Below are 17,598 nucleotides of genomic sequence, written 5' to 3' on the forward strand. Positions count from 1 at the left end.
AATACGACGGTATTTACCCTGCAGAGACCCTTAACAGGAAGCTATTCTCGCTTTTGCGTGGACCTGGCAGATAAAAGAAGGGGTAGCCAACGAACAGTCGGACGTAAAGGGAATATCATTCTCCGGGGCTGGCGGCAGATTCTGAAACATGCGCTTCCACCGGACCGTCAGTTGAGTAACACGCGATCCTGCCCCCTGCCCGTTCCCATTATTGGTTGGGTTAGGCTATAGTAGCGGCTTGTCTCACTTTATCTTGTTCACAGGTAGCATCAGCAATGGCATTGATCCCAAAAAACTACGCACGGCTGGAAAGCGGTTATCGCGAGAAAGCATTAAAAATATACCCGTGGATATGTGGCCGGTGCTCGCGGGAGTTTGTCTATTCAAACCTGCGCGAACTGACAGTTCACCATATCGATCATGATCACACCAATAACCCGGAAGACGGCAGTAACTGGGAATTATTGTGTCTGTACTGTCATGACCATGAACATTCAAAGTATACTGAAGCCGATCAGTACGGTACCCGTGTTGTTGCCGGTGACGATGCACAGAAAGATGTCGGTGCAGCCACCTACAATCCGTTTGCCGATTTGCAGGCGATGCTGAATAAGAAGAAGTGAGTTTGTGTGAGTAACAGGGCTGTGAGAATGCCCTGTTTCATTTCGTGCCAACGAATTTAGATAGTTATAACACCATCCTGAACCTACAAAAATTGTAAGATCTTAACTGTTCAAGGAAGAAGATGAAAAGCTCACCAAAACAACCCGCTCATATTGTAGACAGAGCGAAACTCCCTGAAAATTTTCCTACCCACAGACACGATAGCCATTTTTGTGAGCAGTTAGGCAGGACTATCGCAACATTCGGCTTTCTGGAAGAAACTCTCGCTAAAGCAATATTTTCTTTTACTGCAACCACTCCCTACTCTCCTGATGATATTGAGGAGGAATACAGTAAATGGTTTATCAAACTCCAAAAAGCTCTTTCCGACCAACTTTACGATCTTACTGAATCATATAAAAAGTCAGTAAAATCAAATCCTAATGTTAAAATTGATTATATCGATGAATTATGTGAAGACATTAATCAACTACGACAATTTAGAAACGTACTATGTCATGCTTTCTGGCAGGCCCCCGACAAACATGGTCGCTCAATTCCCTTATTCGTTGACAAAAAACAGAACGTCTTTAACACAGAAATTGACACCAATTATCTGATACAAATACAAAAATCAACTGTATCACTGGCTTGTGATGTAATAGACTCTGTAACAACAATGGGCTGGCAATGGCCCGGAAGTTTAAGCCCTGGAAAAGTTATATTTTAACCGGCATAACGATGGACGTGGTTAAAAAATATCAAATCATATATGATTATCTTTAAATCAGTATATTAATATAAATCAAGACAACAAGTGACTTCAGCTATCTAAGATAATATTATTCGGACGAGCAACATTTGAAACAATCTCTAGTTCTTCCTCAAGTTCAGTGACAATTGAATTTAAGTTGTATTCTACTGAATTACGTACATTCCCTCTTAGCTCAACGTTTTCGATAGTGCTCAGTTTCATGTAGAACTCATATAACTCAGGTAAATTCGCGGTTATTTTCTCCATGTCTTTAGAGTGGTAGAAAAGAATAGGTGGTCCTTCATTAGAGTTAAAAGCCACTGCTTTTAAAGAGGTAAGTTCCATAACCTCGATAAACCCCTTATCACAGGATAGTAAACCTGGGAAAAAATACCTTTCTCCATTTCCCATGTTAAAAGTTATTGCTTGCTCCAGGTACCTATAATGAGCCAGATCCCAAGTCATTCCCCGAAGGGCTTGCCAAATGTTTTTCGAATTTTTGTGTACCTTACTAAAAAATTTAAAACCTGTGCCTTTTTCAAAAAATTCAGCAGCAACAATTAACTCTCGAGTAGCAAAGAAGGAAGCTTTCTCATGAGCAAACCTTAACAACTCCAGCATTTTATTTTTAAACGATCGAGAAGGTGAACTTATTTGGATAATGCTTATTTTAAGAATATATATGTATATGCAGTTATATCTTTCAAGCATAGCTTTTCTAAACTCTTCATTTTTATTTTTATCCAGCATATTTCTAAAATGCCTGTCCGTATTCATGAGAAGTTCAGCCTTTGATTTCTTGCTACTTAAACAACCTGTCTGATGAAATTTACTTGCATCAAATTCTTTTATAAACTCATAGCCTAGTAACTTGTCAAATATCTTATGGTGGTTGTCATCACTATCCATACTTTTTAAATTTTCAATTTCATATAAAACAGAATCAACCTGAGTGTCTTCATTAGAGATAAAATTGAATATTTCCTCTATGTCGTCATTAATCCCTGCTTTCTTGCCATTGACATAAGGATGAAGGTAGCTCAACGCCTGTGTGTCTAATGATATAGAATAATCAATTTTGAAGGTCGAACATCCCTTTTCACTAAACATCTCCGCTATAGTTTCTGGGTCCATTACTATTACATGCTCATCATTGAATAATGACCTAATGGATGCCCCATTTTTGAATTTTTTATTAGATGAAAACCCAGGATACGGTCCTTTTGGGGAAGAAAAAACAAATTTATACTCAGGAATCAGGTGGTGAAACATATTGTACATGTCTAAAGAAGCGGATAGTTCCTCCTGATTACCAATATCCATTACCAATTGTTTTTTTATATATTCCATATATTACCCTCCTAGATGGTATTTCCAGCCCATTTCAGGCAAGCTAAAGTCACTACTATAATTCGAACAATCATCAAATTTTTCATTCTGTTAAGGCTAAACGCTCTGACTTAACACGTTAAAAAACAGTAACTCTTAATATACTAACCATCAAAACTCTTAATATCAACTTCCAGAAAACCGTGCTCACTCACGCTGATAAGATACGAAAACTCGATGCCTTTAATTTCTGAATTTTTCTTTTGCATAGTATGTACATTATCAATACCAAATCTAAAAAAAGTTCGATATCCATCCACAATGCACTGTATAACGAATTAAAAGACATAGAGATCCACTTTATGATTTTTTCTTTCAATGATTTAAAAAATTTTTCGCCTAGTCAGCATTGAGCTAATCGAAGATCTGATGTGCAATGCGCGACCCCATAGTTTTCCAGTTACGTTATAATACTGATGGGAAATTCCTTGTTTTCAGCGTACCTCAGATATCCTAAGGATAGGGTGATGAAGTATTGTGCTCAAGCGCCCGACAATATTTAGTATGCAATTTTCAGCAATATGCTGACGATAAGGGATAAAAGGAATTGTACCAAGTAGTGTACAAATCCTTCTAGATTTATAATTAGTCTGTTGATTGTAAATTAATCTTACGTATTTAAATTCCAAACAATTATACCATATGACTTTTCGCGCAGGATTTTCCCGCGCGAATTGATAATTGACACAACTTTTAATCATAATATTCCGGAGCATGGCGGAATGATGGCCAGGCATCAGGGTCGTGGCCGGTGACTACTTTGGCCCCGGTGCGGTCTACTACACTGTGCATCTTTTGCACCGAGCGTACCGCTTCTACCGCCGACGACATAAAGCCAGGCAGCGCTTTTTCATCCCAGTGATCCATGGTGTAGGCAGCATCAATGGTCAGTAGCAGCGGGCCGTTGTTTGGCAATGTCACCAGTACCGACTGGTGGCCGGGTGAGTGGCCGGGGGTAAAGACCGTTTTCAGGGTGCCGTCTCCGTAAATATCATAAAAATCATTGTTCTCTCCGTTGAGAAATTCCCATTTCAGGCCGGGACGATCGAAATCGTTGCGGATATATCCGCCTGCGGCAAACCAGTCCGGAGTAAAGGCATATTCATATTCGCGGCGCTGAACAATATGAGTGGCATTCGGGAACCGCCCTACGGCGCCGGTATGATCAAGATGCAGATGTGACTGCAGAACGTAGCGAATATCTTCCGGTTGTATGCCCATTTTTTTCAGTTGCGCCACGCACCCCTGGTCCTCATGCATTACCGGCCAGTAAACATCGGTAATGCCTCCCCAGTAACCTTTAGGATCGGTGGCTGTTTCCACAGCATTTCCGCCATCAATCAGCGTATGACCTTGCGGATGAGTGAGCAGAAAAAATGGCACCGGGATTTCATAATCAGCGCCATCGCCCTGATTCATTTTGATGTTGTGTACTTTGCATTTCAGCGAGCCGGTCTGAAACATATATAAGCGAATATCAGTCATGGTGAGATGTCCTTTAGCTTTCAGTACGTAGGGTACAGTGGCTGCGGCTTAAAAAGCCTGCCGGTACAGGTCCAGCGCGTCGGCTTCAGTAACCTCTACTGGGTTATTTATCAGCAAACGTGTCTGTTTCATCGCGTCAGAGGCCAGTAACGGCAGGGTATCTTCTTTCACTCCGACATCACGTAAACGTCTTGGCGCACCGCTTTCATCCATAATGCGGATCATTTCTTCGATAAAAGCATCACAACGCGCGTTAACATCTCCTCCCGCAGCAACATTCAGCACATCCGCCAGTTCTGCGTATAAAGGTGCTGCCTGCCTGGCGTTGTAACGCAGTACCGCACCCAGCATCAGCGCGTTTGAGAGACCATGAGGGATGTGATAATGCCCGCCCAGCGGGTAAGCCAGCGCATGCACAGCGGCTACCGGTGAATTCGAAAATGCCTGTCCAGCCAGAGTCGCGCCCAGCAGCACCGCTTCACGGGCTTTGCGGTCGCTGCCATTGCGGCAGGCAATCACCAGTTGCCCGGAAATCAGACGTAATGCTTCACGCGCCAGCGCATCTGACAATGGATTCTTTTTATGCTGACTGGTGTAGGCTTCAATGGCGTGCACCATCGCATCGATTCCGGTCGCAGCGGTATGGGTTGCCGGCAGCCCCACAGTGAGCTGAGCATCCAGCAGCACAAAATCGCAGTACAGCTGGCGTGAAACAACCCCCATTTTGGTAGTTTCGCCAGTAGTGAGGATCGAAATATTAGTGACTTCTGACCCTGTTCCTGCGGTGGTCGGGATTTGTACCAGAGGCAGACGTTGTCCCCGGACATTATCTATTCCGTATAATCCACTGAGCTCCTGCGAAGAATTGGCCAGAATTGCCGTAAGTTTTGCCACATCCAGCGATGAACCACCGCCTAAGCCAACCACCAGATTGATTTGGTGATCTCTTGCCAGTTGTGCTGACTCCAGTACCAGTGCTTCCGGAGGATCGGCCACCACCCGATCAAACACTGTTACCTCAAACCCGTGGCTGCGCAGGCTTTGCTCTACCGGCTCCAGTAGCCCCGCTTTCACCAACCCGCCATCGGTAACAATCAGTACCTGGCGTTCAGTAAAACGTCCGGCAAGAATCTCGCCCAGACGACGAGCGCCTTCCCATTCCACGAGAATGGAAGGCACTGTAGTAAATTCAAAAGGCTTATTAAACTCTGACATAAAGGGTTCCTTACTGACCGGCTATTGCCGCGATAATGTCTCAGGGAGTAAAAGTGACTACTTAGCCTGTGGTAGTGCAGAGATACTTAATCTCCAGATACTCTTCGATACCGTATTTTGAACCTTCTCGGCCGATGCCTGATTGCTTGATCCCGCCAAACGGCGCGACCTCGTTAGAAATCAGTCCGGTATTGTGTCCGACCATGCCATATTCCAGGGCCTCTGAGACCCGCCACATCCGTCGGCTACTTTCGGTATAAAAATAAGCCGCCAGACCGAATTCGGTATCGTTCGCCATTTCAATCGCCTGCTGTTCGGTATCAAAACGGAACAGAGGAGCCACCGGCCCGAAGGTCTCTTCCCGGGCAATCAGCATCCCACGCTCAGCATTTACAATTATCGCCGGGGTGATAAACAGCCCCTGCGGGGTCAGGCGTTCACCGCCGATAATGACCTTACCGCCCTTTTGCTGCGCATCCTGCAGATGCTGTTGTACTTTGGCTACTGCGTCCTCATCAATTAACGGGCCAATCTGCACTCCCTCTGCCGTGCCATCACCGGTTTTAAGTGCAGCGACTTTCTCTGCCAGTCGTTGTGCAAAGCGGTCATAAATCCCTGACTGCACCAGAAAGCGATTAGTGCACACGCAGGTCTGCCCTGCGTTGCGGTATTTTGACTGGATTGCACCATCCACAGCCGCCTCGAGATCTGCATCATCGAAGACAATAAACGGGGCATTTCCCCCCAGCTCCAGAGACAAACGTTTAATTGTTGGTGCGCACTGGGCCATTAATAACCGGCCTACTGCAGTTGAGCCGGTGAATGATAATTTTCTGACCACATCGCTGCGGGTCAGTACCTCGCCAATCACTTTGGCATCACCGGTAATTACCTGCAGTACCCCTGCCGGAATTCCCGCACGCACCGCCAGTTCTCCCAGAGCCAGTGCTGTTAAAGGAGTCTGTTCTGCGGGTTTGACGATCATCACACAACCTGCAGCCAGTGCAGGCGCGGCTTTACGGGTGATCATAGCGGCAGGAAAATTCCACGGTGTGATAGCGGCACAGACGCCCACCGGCTGTTTGATCACCAGCAACCGTTTATCTGGTTGGGTGGGTGGAATGACATCACCATAAATGCGCTTACCTTCTTCAGCGAACCAGTCGATAAATGATGCCGCGTAGCTCACTTCGCCGCGTGATTCAGCCAGCGGCTTGCCCTGTTCAGCGGTCATAATCGCTGCCAGATCTTCACGATTTTCAACAATCAGTTCGAACCAGCGGCGCAGCAAGGCACAACGCTGACTGGCAGTTTGTTGTCGCCACTGAACAAAGGCTTGCTGAGCAGAAACCACCGCCAGTTCAGCTTCTGCCTGTGCAAGACGGGGAACATTGGCTATTATCCCGAGGGTTGCCGGGTTGTTTACCGGGAGGGTGGCGCCATCAGCCGCCGAACGCCATTCACCTGCCAGCAGGCAGGTTTCCCTGAACAGGGAAGGATCACGTAACTTAAGCATCATTTTCTCCGTTTTTACTGACCAGCCTGACCGGGCAGTTTTAGTGGACAAAGTTCAACCTATTGAACTAAATTCATTAGAATGAATTTTGCGTAATTATAAACAAAACGTCAAATTACTGTTAAAGAAGTGGGATCGATGCCTAAAAATTCATCAGAAGAGAGCCAGGGAACGACAGTACCGGCATTACGCCGGTCAGTGCAGATTCTTGATTTGGTCAGTCAGTCCGCCACACCACTAAGTTTTACCGGCATTGTCAGCCAGTTAGGGTTACCCAAAAGTTCGGTACACGGACTCTGTGCTGCACTGGTGGATGAAGGGCTGTTGATACGCACTAATGACGGTACTTACCGGGTCGGTTCCCGAATTATGAGCTGGGCCAATGCTTTCCTCGATCAGACTGATTTGATCGCTGAATTTCAGCAGCTGTTGCAGGGGAGAAATGAGTTACGCGGATTTACTGTAACCCTTACGGTACTGGATGATTGTCAGGTGGTCTATATTGCCTGTTCTAACAGCAAAGCCGCTCTGGGCTTTACTTTCAGTATCGGCATGCGGCTGCCAGCTCCTTTTACCGCCACCGGTAAAGCTATTCTCAGTACCCTGAGTGATGAGGAGATTGGCCGACGTTTTGCTGATCGCTGGCCGGAATCACTCACCAGCCACAGTGTGAAATCTGCCAGTGCCTTAACCACGGAGCTCGCCCGGGTACGACAATGTGGCTATTCGATAGACAATGGGCAGATCCGCGAGGGTATGTTGTGTATCGGCGCTCCGGTAAGAGATTTTTCCGGTCAGGCGGTGGCCGGTCTGGCCGTCAGCCTGCTACAACAGGAAGCCGGCCCACAGACCATTGAAACCGTCGGTCAGAAGTTGCTTGAGATTGCTGCCTCACTCTCAGCCAGACTCGGTCGGGAAGTTAACCGGTAATTTCTCCCCATACACGCGGAATAATAATATTTTGAGTTAGCGGAGCCAGCAGTATCGTGTTGGCTTCCTCGCGTGAGAGCCAGCGAACTTCTTCGATTTCTGCTGCTGCCGTCACTTCACTCAGCGGTTGTTCGGTGCGAAACAACGTGGCCTGTACGATATAGCCCGGTTCATTAGCGGCATTGTCGCTAAACTGTCCCATCGGAATCAGCTCATCCGCCTCCAGCGACAGGTTAAGCTCTTCCTGAAGTTCCCTGATGACAGCGGCCTGAGCCGACTCCTGTGGCTCGATTTTACCGCCGGGCTGCATAAAATAACGGGTGTTTTTTTTCCTGACCAGCAGCATGCGTTGTTGTTGATCGGTGATAACCGCGGCGGCAATACGGATAACGTTGGTTTCAGACATGAAAACTCCGGGATAAATCAGCAAACGAAATGAAATACGCCGGTCAGCATACCCTGATTTATGGTGCCTGACGACAGGCTCGCGTCTGATGTCTTCCGGATTAAAGCATCCGAAGCAGAATGGCTGGCAGTAAATATCACCCGGTCAGTCAGATATCACAGATAACATAACGATCTTTACCCTGCGCCTTTGCCTGATAAAGCATTTTGTCAGCAACAGAGATCATCTCTTCAAAATTCCCCTGATAAACAGGGTTAAATACCGCACCACAACTTACCGTCACCGGTGGGATTTCCGTTTCCTGACTGATAATTTTTGTTGCTCTTACCGTTTCCAGCAACTGGTCACAAAATGCGATAAATTCATGGCGGTGCTGACTGCTTAACGTCACAAAAAATTCCTCCCCTCCCCAACGGGATAATATCACTCCGGGAGTGCGCAACTCTTTTAAGGTCGCAGAAATGGCCTTCAGTACATCATCTCCGCAATCGTGCCCGTAATTGTCATTAATACTTTTGAAATTATCGATATCCAGCAAAATAAATCCTTGTTGCCGGCCCGAAGCTATCATGTTTTTGTTGGAAAATACGTAACGCCGGTTATACAGTCTGGTTAAAAAATCTGTTTGAGACTGCCGGGTCATCCTGTTTACCGCTCGTTGCTTCCAGTGCATCAACTCACACAGAAACACAGAAATAACTGCCAGAGAAATATCCTCCAGACGATGAGAGAATATCTCCCGGTATATACTTCCGCCATAGCTAACAGCATCGGTTTTCAGATAGTAATAGCCTCGCATCAACGAACACATTAATAAAAACATGCCGTTATAAAATACTGCCGCATAGAAACTAAGATAACGGGCTGAAATAAACAGCGCCAGGGCGGCAATTGATGAAACCCCCAGCCAGTAGTTAAAAAACATCAGCACCTGCACCAGTACCATCAGACCAAACAGCAATATAAAACGTCGTCTGTTAATACCTGTAACCCGTAAAGCATTTCGAAAAAAACAAGGGTAGACAATCATCACCATCATCAGGCCGGTGGCCAGTTGCTCACTGGTCCATTCGATCAGACCAAATAGTGACAGATGCTGTTGGATATAAGCAGCAAATACCGCATAACATAATGACTGTAGCAGGCTGGCACAGACCACCGGAATCAGCATTAACATGGTTTTTCGGTAAGGAAAAATAAGCCAGTGTTTTTTCACTAATATGGCGACCACCAGCGGGATAAAGAGTAACTGCAGAGAGTTAATCCATACCAGTGTCAGTAACTGAGAAAGAGAATTATAGTCATCTGCAATTAGTGATGCCAGAATTCCGGCCAGCAGATACAAACAATAAAGAAAAATAGCCGTCACCCGGCGATATTTAGACTTTTTCCTCGAAATATACAATATCAGCAACGCCGAAACTGTATTTACCGGCCAGAAAAATACAATATTATTGGTCTGAGCAAGGCTTAATGGAATAATAAAAAGTATAAAGGTGACTAAAAAGAATATGATAGACGACTTCATCAAGCCTGAATTAAACGGCATAGTGAGCTAACCCTGCAATATCTGGCGGCAATAATCAGAAAAAGAAACTGCATATTGCGGGTTAAGTTAGTTCAATAATTTCAGGTAATCCAGTTAAAATCGTAAAAATCTTAATCAGCCCCCCCCCCCCCCCCCCCGGATTATTAAGCTTACTGGTAACCATGCCAGTAAATGACCATGGCTCACCAACCCCGTGAACGCTACGGTCAGGTGTTCCGGTTATCAGTCAGCATCTATTCTATGACTGATAACCGGCATTCCGGACTCCTGAATCAGGCCAACCTGGAGAAACGATAAGGTACCGGATCCACCAGTGGCGTCTCACCACTGACCAGATCGGCGGCCAGCTGACCTGCCGCCGGTGAAGTTCCAAAACCATGTCCGGAAAAGCCACAGGCCAGCGTCAGCCCGGGTAATGAATCTACCGGGCCGATAACCGGAGTGGAGTCAGGGGTGACATCAATTACCCCCGCCCAGGATTCAGCGACTGTCGCCTGATCAAATACCGGCCAGGCTGCCCGAAGGTTAGTCAGCGCTTCCTGGTTTAACTTCGGATTGGCTGCCGGGTCAAGCACCCTCTGCCGCTCAAACGGGGTGGTCTGATGGCTGCACCAGCGCCGTGCCGTGGCAAGATCGGTAATAAAATCGCGTCCCAGTGAAATGCGCAGATTATCCCGTGCCTGTTTCAACTGGGGCAGATAACGTCTGCCCAGCCGCAAATGGTCAAGAGTTAATGGAGCATCCAGTGCTCCGCGCTGAGTCACTATATAGCCGCCACTGTAATGCCGCCGAAACGAAAAGTCCGGGGCGCCGAGTGCAATCTCACCGGGACCCTGCAACGGTCGGGTACGAAGAACAGAACAAATCAACGGTAATGTCGGCAGGTTAATTCCCAGATTACCGAGAAAGCGCCGCGACCAGGCTCCGGTAGCCAGCAGCACCTGTTCACAACGAATCTCACCCTGTTCTGTGATAACACCCGAGACATTGCCACCACTAGTGACCACTGTTCTGACAGCACAATGCTCCAGTATAATTGCGCCCTTTTTCATCGCAGCTGCTGCAATAGCCGGTGCCGCCAGAGTCGGTTCCGCACGTCCGTCGGAAGCGGTATAAATCCCTCCGGCCCAGCGACTGTTTCCGCCGGGCACCAGACGGTCGATCTCACTTGCTGATAATATGCGGGTATCCAGCGACAGGCCGCTGACACCGGAGTGCCATTTTTCATGCAAAGCCATCTGCACTTCATTGCGCGCAACAAACATAATTCCGGACTGGCGATACCCAACATCATGACCGGTTCGTTCAGCCATCGCTGCCCATAACCGGTCAGCCGCCTGTGCCAGCGGAACATCATCTGCTGCCCGGCTGGTTTTACGAATCCATCCCAGATTACGTGATGACTGTTCTGCGGCAATTCTGCCTTTTTCCAGAACCACCACCGGTATCCCGCGTTCGGCCAGACAGAGTGCTGCAGTCAGCCCGACAATCCCTCCGCCGATAATCACCACTGTGGTTTCTGCCGGCATCCCTGACGAGGTTGTAACCGGCTGTATTGCAGGTGCCATAGCTGCTTTCTCCAGATTACTGTGACAGAGTGATCTCTCTGATTTCTGCCGTTCCGGCACCCCGGAAAGCGGTGACTTCTAACTCCACTTTATAGACAGTGGAACCCAGCGGCGGGCAGGTGACGGTGGTTGCCGGGTTGATGCCACGGAACTTCTCACCAATGATTTCCATCACCTGTGCAACATCGTCAGGTTGCTGAATAAACACCCGTGAGCAAACAACATCTTTTAGAGAAGAATCCACGGCCGTCAGTGCGGCCTCAATATTGGCAAATACCTGCAGCGTCTGTTGCTTTAAATCCTCAGGGATTTGTTTAGTCAGCGGATTACGTCCCGCAGTATTCGATACAAAGATCCAGTTATCTACCGCCACAATACGTGAGTAGCTGGCTTTTTTTTCAAATTCAGAACCGGTGGTTAAACGTGTCACAGTAGTCATTATCTTTCCTCGTATTATCAGTTAGCTAAGTTCAGGGGTTTCCCATAAATTCAGAGTGACACCAATCCCACGCGATTTAGCATTGCGGTAAATCACCGTCGCCCAGGCAACATCTTCGACCGGCATCCCGCCGACAGACATAATGATGATCTCCTGATCGTTAGTACGTCCCGGGGCAGCACCGGCGACAATTTTCCCCATATCTTCAAGCTGCTGTGGTTGCAGTTTGCCTTCGGCAATCATGTCCATAAAACGAACGCCGATAATTGGAATAGTATTGTGGGCGGGTGCCGGAACCTCTTCTGCCCAGGCTTCGTACAGACGGGTGTTATCAAGAACTTTACGAATATCAGGTTGTTCCATAGCTTCATCGATGTTGCATAGCGCAGGCATAGCCAGGAATGCGCCCGCTTTGACCCACTCCCGTTTAACCAGCGGGTAAGCAGAAGGGTCTCCGGTTTCTCCTGAATTACAGTAGGTCACAATGTCACTGTCGCGCACCAACGCTTCCAGGCTATCTACTACCTGCACTGTGGTGATCTGTGGGTAGCTTTGAGCAACCCAGCTCAGAAATTTATCCAGACTGTGCTGACCACGTCCTTTCACTTTCAGGGTATCAATCTGTGGGCAGACAGCCATAAATGCCGCCAGCGTGGTTTTACCCATGACCCCGGGCCCCAGCAGCCCCACTACCCGTGAATCTTTACGTGCCAGATGCCTTGCTCCTACCCCGGGAATCGCGCCGGTACGGTAAGCCGACAGCAGATTAGCCGACATATGCGCCAGAGGCGCTCCGGTATCGGCATCATTCAGGGTCATCAGCAAAATGGAACGTGGCAGACCTTTTTCCCGGTTCGCAATATTTGAGCCGTACCATTTCACTCCGGAAGTTCCAAAATTCCCTCCCAGATAAGCTGGCATGGCCATCATCCGGCGATCGGCAGTAGGTTTCGGCATTGACGGAAATGGCGAGTTTTCGGGGAAGGTCACCATAGCGCCGTGGGAGTCGCTGTTCGGACCCGCCATACGGTAATCTCCGTGATACAACAACCCGAACATCTCTTCCATCGTGTCGACACAGGCAGCCATGTCTGTCACACCGGCACGGATCATGTCCTGCTCAGATAAATAGATAAAATCAATCCTGGTTGAATCACTCATGTTGATCTCCCGGACGGCTTCGAGCCGCAATATTCAGAAAGTCGGATTAAGTGTTGAACATCCGGGTACAGCATCCCAGTGACCAACGGTGCTGACAGAAATACCGCGACGCTGGCTGGGCTGTATTGAATATTTGCGACATCGCCATAAAAACGCTGGCACAGGAATTGCTTTAACTTATTTTTAACTTCCCGTGCAGGGTGATGTATGCAGAGCAATAGTTATGTGAGATCAGGATGTTTTCAGCCGGAACAGCCCTGGTTTGTCCTGAATGCCGCCCGCCACTACTCGTTGCTGGGCTCGGCCAATCCGGCCATCTCGCATTTTTACAGTTTTGATATCGCTCCTTCGGCAGAAGTGACTCTGGCAGTCCCGGATGGCTGTGTGGATATAGTATTTGACTGTGATGCACTGAATCCTTGCGGCAGAGTGTGCGGTACCACCCTGGAAGCCCGTGGGGCTGATATGAAACATCACCATCATTATTTTGGTGTACGCTTCGCCCCCGGCGTGATCCCCGACTTCCTGGATGTCAGCGCCGGAGAAATTCCGGATCGTGAGTTCAGCTTTATGGATGTGGTCCCGGATGCGCGCCAGGCCTTTGAGCTGATTATTCAGACCTCTGATTTCCAGAGAAAAATTGCCCTGTTTAATGCGTTTTTTACCCCGCGACTGGTCAGAAAATCCTCCCCTCTGACCAGCCAGGTAATAAATACCATGCAACAATACAAGGGCAATATCCGGATTGACGAGTTAGAAACGCTCACCGGCTACTCCTGTCGGACCATACAGCGCCAGTTCCGTCAGGATACAGGCCTGTCACCTAAGGCATTTTGCAAAATCCTCAGGTGCCAGTCGGCACTGAACAGTCTTCACAGCCAGCAAAGCGTGTCATTCAGTGATTTGGCATTCGACCTGGGGTTCAGTGATCAGTCCCATTTTCTGCGGGAATTTAAGAAGTCGGTGAGTACCACGCCTGGCGACTATCAGAAACATATCGCAGGTGATAAATATCAGCACCGGTTACGTTTCCATTAATCCCTAAAACAGTGCAGCGCTGCACTGTTCACCTGTCCGATTTATTCTATACGCCGCCGCAGTCGCTGAGAAATGATGCAGGAAATTACCTGTCTCAGGTTGGCTTTATCGCCTGAGCGATTTCTCTTCTGACAGAGGTATCAGCGATGAGCGAGCACTCCGGATTACGTAAAAATACATTAGGTCTTTTCTCCCTGGTCTTCTTTGTTGTCGCTGCTGCATCCCCTCTGACCGGGGTAGTCGGCGGACTGCCTGTGGCTATTATTTCCGGTAACGGTGCCGGTATTCCGGTGTTTTATATTTTTTCCTGCATTATCCTGATGCTGTTTTCGGTCGGGTTTATAGCCATGAGCCGACACGTCAAAAATTCGGGGGCGTTTTACACTTATATTGCTACCGGAATAGGTAAAGACTGGGGGGCATCTGCCTCGGTGCTGGCACTGATGGCTTATATTTCGATTCAGATTGCGATTGTGGCAATGCTGGGCTATTTCACTGCCGCGTTTATTCAGCAGCACACAGGGGCTGATATCCCGTGGTGGCTGTTAAGCATGTTGTTTATTCTGGTGGTCTGGATGCTGAGTGTTAAGCGGGTCGAGATTGGCGGTAAGATTCTTGGGGTACTCATGCTGGCAGAAGTGGGCATTGTCCTGTTGACCGATATTGCCTTGCTGGTGAAGAAAAATGCGCCTTACAGTTTCCAGTCTTTTGAACCTTCGGTATTTCTGCATGGAAACCTCGGGATTGCTTTTATTTTCACCATCGCCAGTTTTATCGGTTTTGAATCCACAGCTATCTATGCCGAGGAGTGTAAGGACCCGGAAAAAACCGTTCCCCATGCCACGCTGTGCGCATTACTGTTGATTACCGGCTTCTTCTGTTTTACCAGCTGGGCACTGATTCAGGCTTACGGTTTCTCTCAGATAGTGGCCATTGCTGCAAAAGACCCCGGTAATTTTGTCTTTAACATCACCCGCCAGTATGTCGGAGAGTGGGCCGTCGAAACGATGTCGGTACTGCTGATTACCAGCCTGTTTGCCGCTACCCTGGCATTTCACAACAATATCTCGCGCTATATCTTCAATATCAGCCGTGACGGACTCATCTGGAAAGAGTTGTGCAAAACCCACCCGTCTAACGGCACCCCACACAACGCCAGCCACCTGCATAGCGCCATTATGCTGTTATTACTGGCCGGTATCGGCGGCGTCGGTCTCGATCCCATGGTACATATTTTCGCGGTCGGTTCGGCACTCGCTACCCTGTGTATTCTGGTCCTGCAACTGGGAGTTTGTGTGGCGGTTATGATGTTCTTTCGTCAGAGAAAATCATCACACCAGGCATTTACCGTATTCTGGGCCCCGGTACTGTCGTTTATCTGCATGGCGATCACCATTATTCTGGTGATCAATAATCTGCAAACCCTCAGCGGTAGCGATTCGGAAGTCATTACGCTAATTCCGTGGTTTATCCTGGCCTGTGTGGTTGCGGCCTATCTGTTGTCAGCACGCAGGACGGTGAAAGTTAGCGTCTGATAATAACCTGATTGATCTTCTCGCGGCTGTCAGACAGACAGCCGGAGACAATGAGTATTTAACTTTGTATCAGAAACCGGCACGAAGTGAGTAAACTTTTGATTCATAATTTTAACCCGCTGACTCCGTTATTTTAAATTCACTGAAAACTCCTGCTACCTCGCAACAGTAGGATTGCATTCGCCCAGATTCTTCCGGTCTCCGGCATTCATGACCATAACCGGAAACCGGAAGCTTTCTTTTCTCGTCATTCCACTGCCAGCAGCCATTTCTGCGCCGGTGTCAGACGACTGGCTGTCTCAGGGGTAAGCCAGCGTTGCTGGTCCTGTTGTGCCGTATCTGCACGGTCGATATACAGACCGTGCAGCACCCGGCGGCGTTCGCCGGTGGTATTGGTGGTACCGCCGTGCCAGGTATGGGCGTTGTAGATCATCACACTACCGGCCGGAGCAGCAAACACAACTTCATCCGGATGTGTTGCATGAGTATCTGCCAGCACGTCTTCAGGCAGTTCAGGACGTAAATGGGTGGCAGGAATAATTCTTGGTGCACCGTTAGCCGCAGAGAGATCATCCAGTGCCCAGATAGTGTTGACGAGGTGCACTTTAGGAAAATCAGGACGTTGTTTCTTCCAGTCAGCATGCAGCGGCTGTAATCCACCGTTAAACAGCGCTTCACGGGCGTTCAGGCTGGAAACTTTGAAATCTCCCTGAAATACATATTTGCAGGCAGAAAGGATAAGCGGATGAGCCCAGACCTTTTCCCAGATAACCCCTTTGTTCACCAGATTCGCCACCCGTGTAGCAGTAGCCTCCTGGTGATGTTCAATCGCCAGGTTATCCCCTTCACGCGCCACCAGCATATCAATGTGTTCACGCATCGCGGCCAGCCAGTCAGCATCCGCTACATTTGGCACAATGGTATAGCCCAGAGTGTCAAGCTGGTGCTTCATGGTCTCGGTCAGTTCAGCATTTGCCCCCAGGGCATCGAGCCATACCGCAGATTGATTTTGCATACCCACCTCTTTTGTTAACCATTTCACAACATGTAAGAAAATTACTGTAATTCCGGCCAACATTCTGTATGAGATAGCTACACAACACTGGATTATTGTGTCCGCTGCAGCAATGTGTGACGTGACTCAAATCCAGCATAAAAATAACCGGAGCAGCTATGTCGGACATCAACCTCGTCGCCTTACTTGAACAACTGGTCAGCAAACAATCAGAAATTAGTGTGCATTTTCCTGCGACTCAGCAACCAGCTCCCCGGCTGGCGTTAACCGTTCCCTTTCCCCGGCTGGAACTGATCGTTGCCGGAGAAGTTGCTGACGGGTGTCTGCCGTTACATACGCCACCACTGAGGGCTCCCGCGGCGTTGTATATTCCGGCCGGAAAATGGAATTTGCCGCAGTGGCAGGCTCCGGCCACCACACTGAGCATTCTGTTTGGCAAACAAAAACTCGGATTCAGCCTGCAGCAGTGGGACGGTAAAACGTTGGTCAGCCTGCGCAAACAACATGTGGCCCGGCTTGGTCCCCGGGTCGGTTCTTACCTGCTGATGGCGATGAATGAACTGGCCCTGGCACCGACAATGCCGACGGTACAAATCACCCTGGCAGGATTACTCAGCCACAGTATCGATCAAATGACTCATCTGGCGGATACGCTGAGTAAGAGCAAAGAGCTATTTTTGGCCATCAAGGAATATATTGATGAACACGCCTTCCAGCCGCTTAACCGCGATAATGTTGCTGTTAAATTTCACATTACGCCTAACTATCTGTCTCACCTGTTCCAGAAAGCTGGCTCGGTCGGGTTTAATGAATATCTCACGGCTGTGCGGCTGGAACTGGCTAAGAAAATGTTGCGTGGGTATGAGCTGAAGATTAAAGAAATTGCCCACCAGTGTGGCTTTGAAGACAGTAACTACTTCTGTCGGATTTTCCGAAAGCATACTGATCGTTCACCTTCGGAATATCGTCGTCATTGCCGGACGCTGTGACCTGCG

At 48.3% G+C, this 17,598-nt stretch carries 16 protein-coding genes; 6 read left to right on the forward strand and 10 right to left on the reverse strand.

Annotated features, from left to right (window positions below; all coding sequences use genetic code 11):
* Positions 1-275: 275 nt before the first annotated feature.
* Both yajD and A7K98_RS11950 read left to right on the forward strand, forming a co-directional pair.
* The gene (gene yajD / locus A7K98_RS11945; RefSeq protein ID WP_157665942.1) at positions 276-623 is read left to right on the forward strand and encodes an HNH nuclease YajD; all 348 of its coding nucleotides are present in this window, start codon (positions 276-278) and stop codon (positions 621-623) included.
* A gap of 122 nt (positions 624-745) precedes the next feature.
* Positions 746-1,333, forward strand: a complete 588-nt coding sequence (locus A7K98_RS11950) for a hypothetical protein (RefSeq protein WP_087488763.1) — start codon at positions 746-748, stop codon at positions 1,331-1,333.
* A 93-nt stretch (positions 1,334-1,426) separates the two neighbouring features.
* On the opposite strand, the gene A7K98_RS11955 is transcribed toward A7K98_RS11950, so the two are convergent.
* The 4 genes from A7K98_RS11955 to A7K98_RS11970 form a co-directional block, all read right to left on the reverse strand.
* Positions 1,427-2,707 carry a hypothetical protein gene (locus A7K98_RS11955; RefSeq protein ID WP_087488764.1) on the reverse strand — a complete coding sequence of 427 codons (1,281 nt, stop codon included), beginning with the start codon at positions 2,705-2,707 and terminating at the stop codon, positions 1,427-1,429.
* Between the two features lie 732 nt (positions 2,708-3,439).
* Entirely contained in the window at positions 3,440-4,231 is a 792-nt protein-coding gene (gene attM, locus A7K98_RS11960; protein WP_198361106.1) for an AttM family quorum-quenching N-acyl homoserine lactonase, read from the reverse strand.
* Between the two features lie 48 nt (positions 4,232-4,279).
* Complete coding sequence (locus A7K98_RS11965) at positions 4,280-5,446, reverse strand: iron-containing alcohol dehydrogenase (protein WP_087488765.1); 1,167 nt, start codon at positions 5,444-5,446, stop codon at positions 4,280-4,282.
* 61 nt (positions 5,447-5,507) lie between these two features.
* Positions 5,508-6,962, reverse strand: coding sequence for an NAD-dependent succinate-semialdehyde dehydrogenase (locus A7K98_RS11970; protein WP_087488766.1), 1,455 nt, complete (start codon positions 6,960-6,962; stop codon positions 5,508-5,510).
* A 138-nt stretch (positions 6,963-7,100) separates the two neighbouring features.
* On the opposite strand from A7K98_RS11970, the gene A7K98_RS11975 reads away from it, so the two are divergent.
* On the forward strand, positions 7,101-7,892 hold the full coding sequence (locus tag A7K98_RS11975; protein WP_087488767.1) for an IclR family transcriptional regulator: 792 nt from the start codon (positions 7,101-7,103) through the stop codon (positions 7,890-7,892).
* On the opposite strand, the gene A7K98_RS11980 is transcribed toward A7K98_RS11975, so the two are convergent.
* The 5 genes from A7K98_RS11980 to A7K98_RS12000 all read right to left on the reverse strand — a co-directional run bounded on the left by A7K98_RS11980 (position 7,882) and on the right by A7K98_RS12000 (position 13,015).
* On the reverse strand, positions 7,882-8,298 hold the full coding sequence (locus A7K98_RS11980) for an NUDIX hydrolase (protein ID WP_087488768.1): 417 nt from the start codon (positions 8,296-8,298) through the stop codon (positions 7,882-7,884). The two genes, A7K98_RS11975 and A7K98_RS11980, sit on opposite strands and share 11 nt — an antisense overlap.
* Positions 8,299-8,446: 148 nt before the next feature.
* The gene (locus A7K98_RS11985; protein ID WP_157665944.1) at positions 8,447-9,826 is read right to left on the reverse strand and encodes a GGDEF domain-containing protein; all 1,380 of its coding nucleotides are present in this window, start codon (positions 9,824-9,826) and stop codon (positions 8,447-8,449) included.
* Positions 9,827-10,119: 293 nt separating this feature from the next.
* Positions 10,120-11,415, reverse strand: coding sequence for an NAD(P)/FAD-dependent oxidoreductase (locus A7K98_RS11990; protein ID WP_087488770.1), 1,296 nt, complete (start codon positions 11,413-11,415; stop codon positions 10,120-10,122).
* A 16-nt stretch (positions 11,416-11,431) separates the two neighbouring features.
* The gene (locus A7K98_RS11995) at positions 11,432-11,854 is read right to left on the reverse strand and encodes a RidA family protein (protein WP_087488771.1); all 423 of its coding nucleotides are present in this window, start codon (positions 11,852-11,854) and stop codon (positions 11,432-11,434) included.
* 21 nt (positions 11,855-11,875) lie between these two features.
* Positions 11,876-13,015: a tyramine oxidase subunit B gene (locus tag A7K98_RS12000; RefSeq protein ID WP_087488772.1), complete on the reverse strand. Its 1,140-nt coding sequence runs from the start codon at positions 13,013-13,015 to the stop codon at positions 11,876-11,878.
* Positions 13,016-13,222: 207 nt separating this feature from the next.
* On the opposite strand from A7K98_RS12000, the gene A7K98_RS12005 reads away from it, so the two are divergent.
* Both A7K98_RS12005 and A7K98_RS12010 read left to right on the forward strand, forming a co-directional pair.
* Complete coding sequence (locus A7K98_RS12005) at positions 13,223-14,053, forward strand: AraC family transcriptional regulator (RefSeq protein ID WP_087488773.1); 831 nt, start codon at positions 13,223-13,225, stop codon at positions 14,051-14,053.
* A 146-nt stretch (positions 14,054-14,199) separates the two neighbouring features.
* On the forward strand, positions 14,200-15,588 hold the full coding sequence (locus A7K98_RS12010; protein WP_087488774.1) for an APC family permease: 1,389 nt from the start codon (positions 14,200-14,202) through the stop codon (positions 15,586-15,588).
* A 247-nt stretch (positions 15,589-15,835) separates the two neighbouring features.
* Here the strand turns inward: A7K98_RS12010 and A7K98_RS12015 are convergent, their stop codons facing one another.
* Positions 15,836-16,603 carry a phytanoyl-CoA dioxygenase family protein gene (locus A7K98_RS12015; RefSeq protein ID WP_087490485.1) on the reverse strand — a complete coding sequence of 256 codons (768 nt, stop codon included), beginning with the start codon at positions 16,601-16,603 and terminating at the stop codon, positions 15,836-15,838.
* Between the two features lie 158 nt (positions 16,604-16,761).
* On the opposite strand from A7K98_RS12015, the gene A7K98_RS12020 reads away from it, so the two are divergent.
* Positions 16,762-17,592, forward strand: a complete 831-nt coding sequence (locus A7K98_RS12020) for a helix-turn-helix transcriptional regulator (protein ID WP_087488775.1) — start codon at positions 16,762-16,764, stop codon at positions 17,590-17,592.
* Positions 17,593-17,598 lie beyond the last annotated feature (6 nt).

The sequence above is a fragment of the Tatumella citrea genome, from assembly GCF_002163585.1.
Lineage (GTDB): Bacteria > Pseudomonadota > Gammaproteobacteria > Enterobacterales > Enterobacteriaceae > Tatumella > Tatumella citrea.

What these genes read in the sequence shown, in the direction of transcription:
- A7K98_RS11965 (WP_087488765.1), bottom strand. Translation starts at nt 5,446, where the DNA reads ATGTCAGAGTTTAATAAGCCTTTTGAATTTACTACAGTGCCTTCCATT.
- A7K98_RS12000 (WP_087488772.1), bottom strand. Translation starts at nt 13,015, where the DNA reads ATGAGTGATTCAACCAGGATTGATTTTATCTATTTATCTGAGCAGGAC.
- A7K98_RS11950 (WP_087488763.1), top strand. Translation starts at nt 746, where the DNA reads ATGAAAAGCTCACCAAAACAACCCGCTCATATTGTAGACAGAGCGAAA.
- A7K98_RS11970 (WP_087488766.1), bottom strand. Translation starts at nt 6,962, where the DNA reads ATGCTTAAGTTACGTGATCCTTCCCTGTTCAGGGAAACCTGCCTGCTG.
- A7K98_RS12005 (WP_087488773.1), top strand. Translation starts at nt 13,223, where the DNA reads ATGCAGAGCAATAGTTATGTGAGATCAGGATGTTTTCAGCCGGAACAG.
- yajD (WP_157665942.1), top strand. Translation starts at nt 276, where the DNA reads ATGGCATTGATCCCAAAAAACTACGCACGGCTGGAAAGCGGTTATCGC.
- A7K98_RS11995 (WP_087488771.1), bottom strand. Translation starts at nt 11,854, where the DNA reads ATGACTACTGTGACACGTTTAACCACCGGTTCTGAATTTGAAAAAAAA.
- A7K98_RS11975 (WP_087488767.1), top strand. Translation starts at nt 7,101, where the DNA reads ATGCCTAAAAATTCATCAGAAGAGAGCCAGGGAACGACAGTACCGGCA.
- A7K98_RS11990 (WP_087488770.1), bottom strand. Translation starts at nt 11,415, where the DNA reads ATGGCACCTGCAATACAGCCGGTTACAACCTCGTCAGGGATGCCGGCA.
- A7K98_RS11985 (WP_157665944.1), bottom strand. Translation starts at nt 9,826, where the DNA reads ATGAAGTCGTCTATCATATTCTTTTTAGTCACCTTTATACTTTTTATT.
- A7K98_RS12015 (WP_087490485.1), bottom strand. Translation starts at nt 16,603, where the DNA reads ATGCAAAATCAATCTGCGGTATGGCTCGATGCCCTGGGGGCAAATGCT.
- A7K98_RS11955 (WP_087488764.1), bottom strand. Translation starts at nt 2,707, where the DNA reads ATGGAATATATAAAAAAACAATTGGTAATGGATATTGGTAATCAGGAG.
- attM (WP_198361106.1), bottom strand. Translation starts at nt 4,231, where the DNA reads ATGACTGATATTCGCTTATATATGTTTCAGACCGGCTCGCTGAAATGC.
- A7K98_RS12010 (WP_087488774.1), top strand. Translation starts at nt 14,200, where the DNA reads ATGAGCGAGCACTCCGGATTACGTAAAAATACATTAGGTCTTTTCTCC.
- A7K98_RS12020 (WP_087488775.1), top strand. Translation starts at nt 16,762, where the DNA reads ATGTCGGACATCAACCTCGTCGCCTTACTTGAACAACTGGTCAGCAAA.
- A7K98_RS11980 (WP_087488768.1), bottom strand. Translation starts at nt 8,298, where the DNA reads ATGTCTGAAACCAACGTTATCCGTATTGCCGCCGCGGTTATCACCGAT.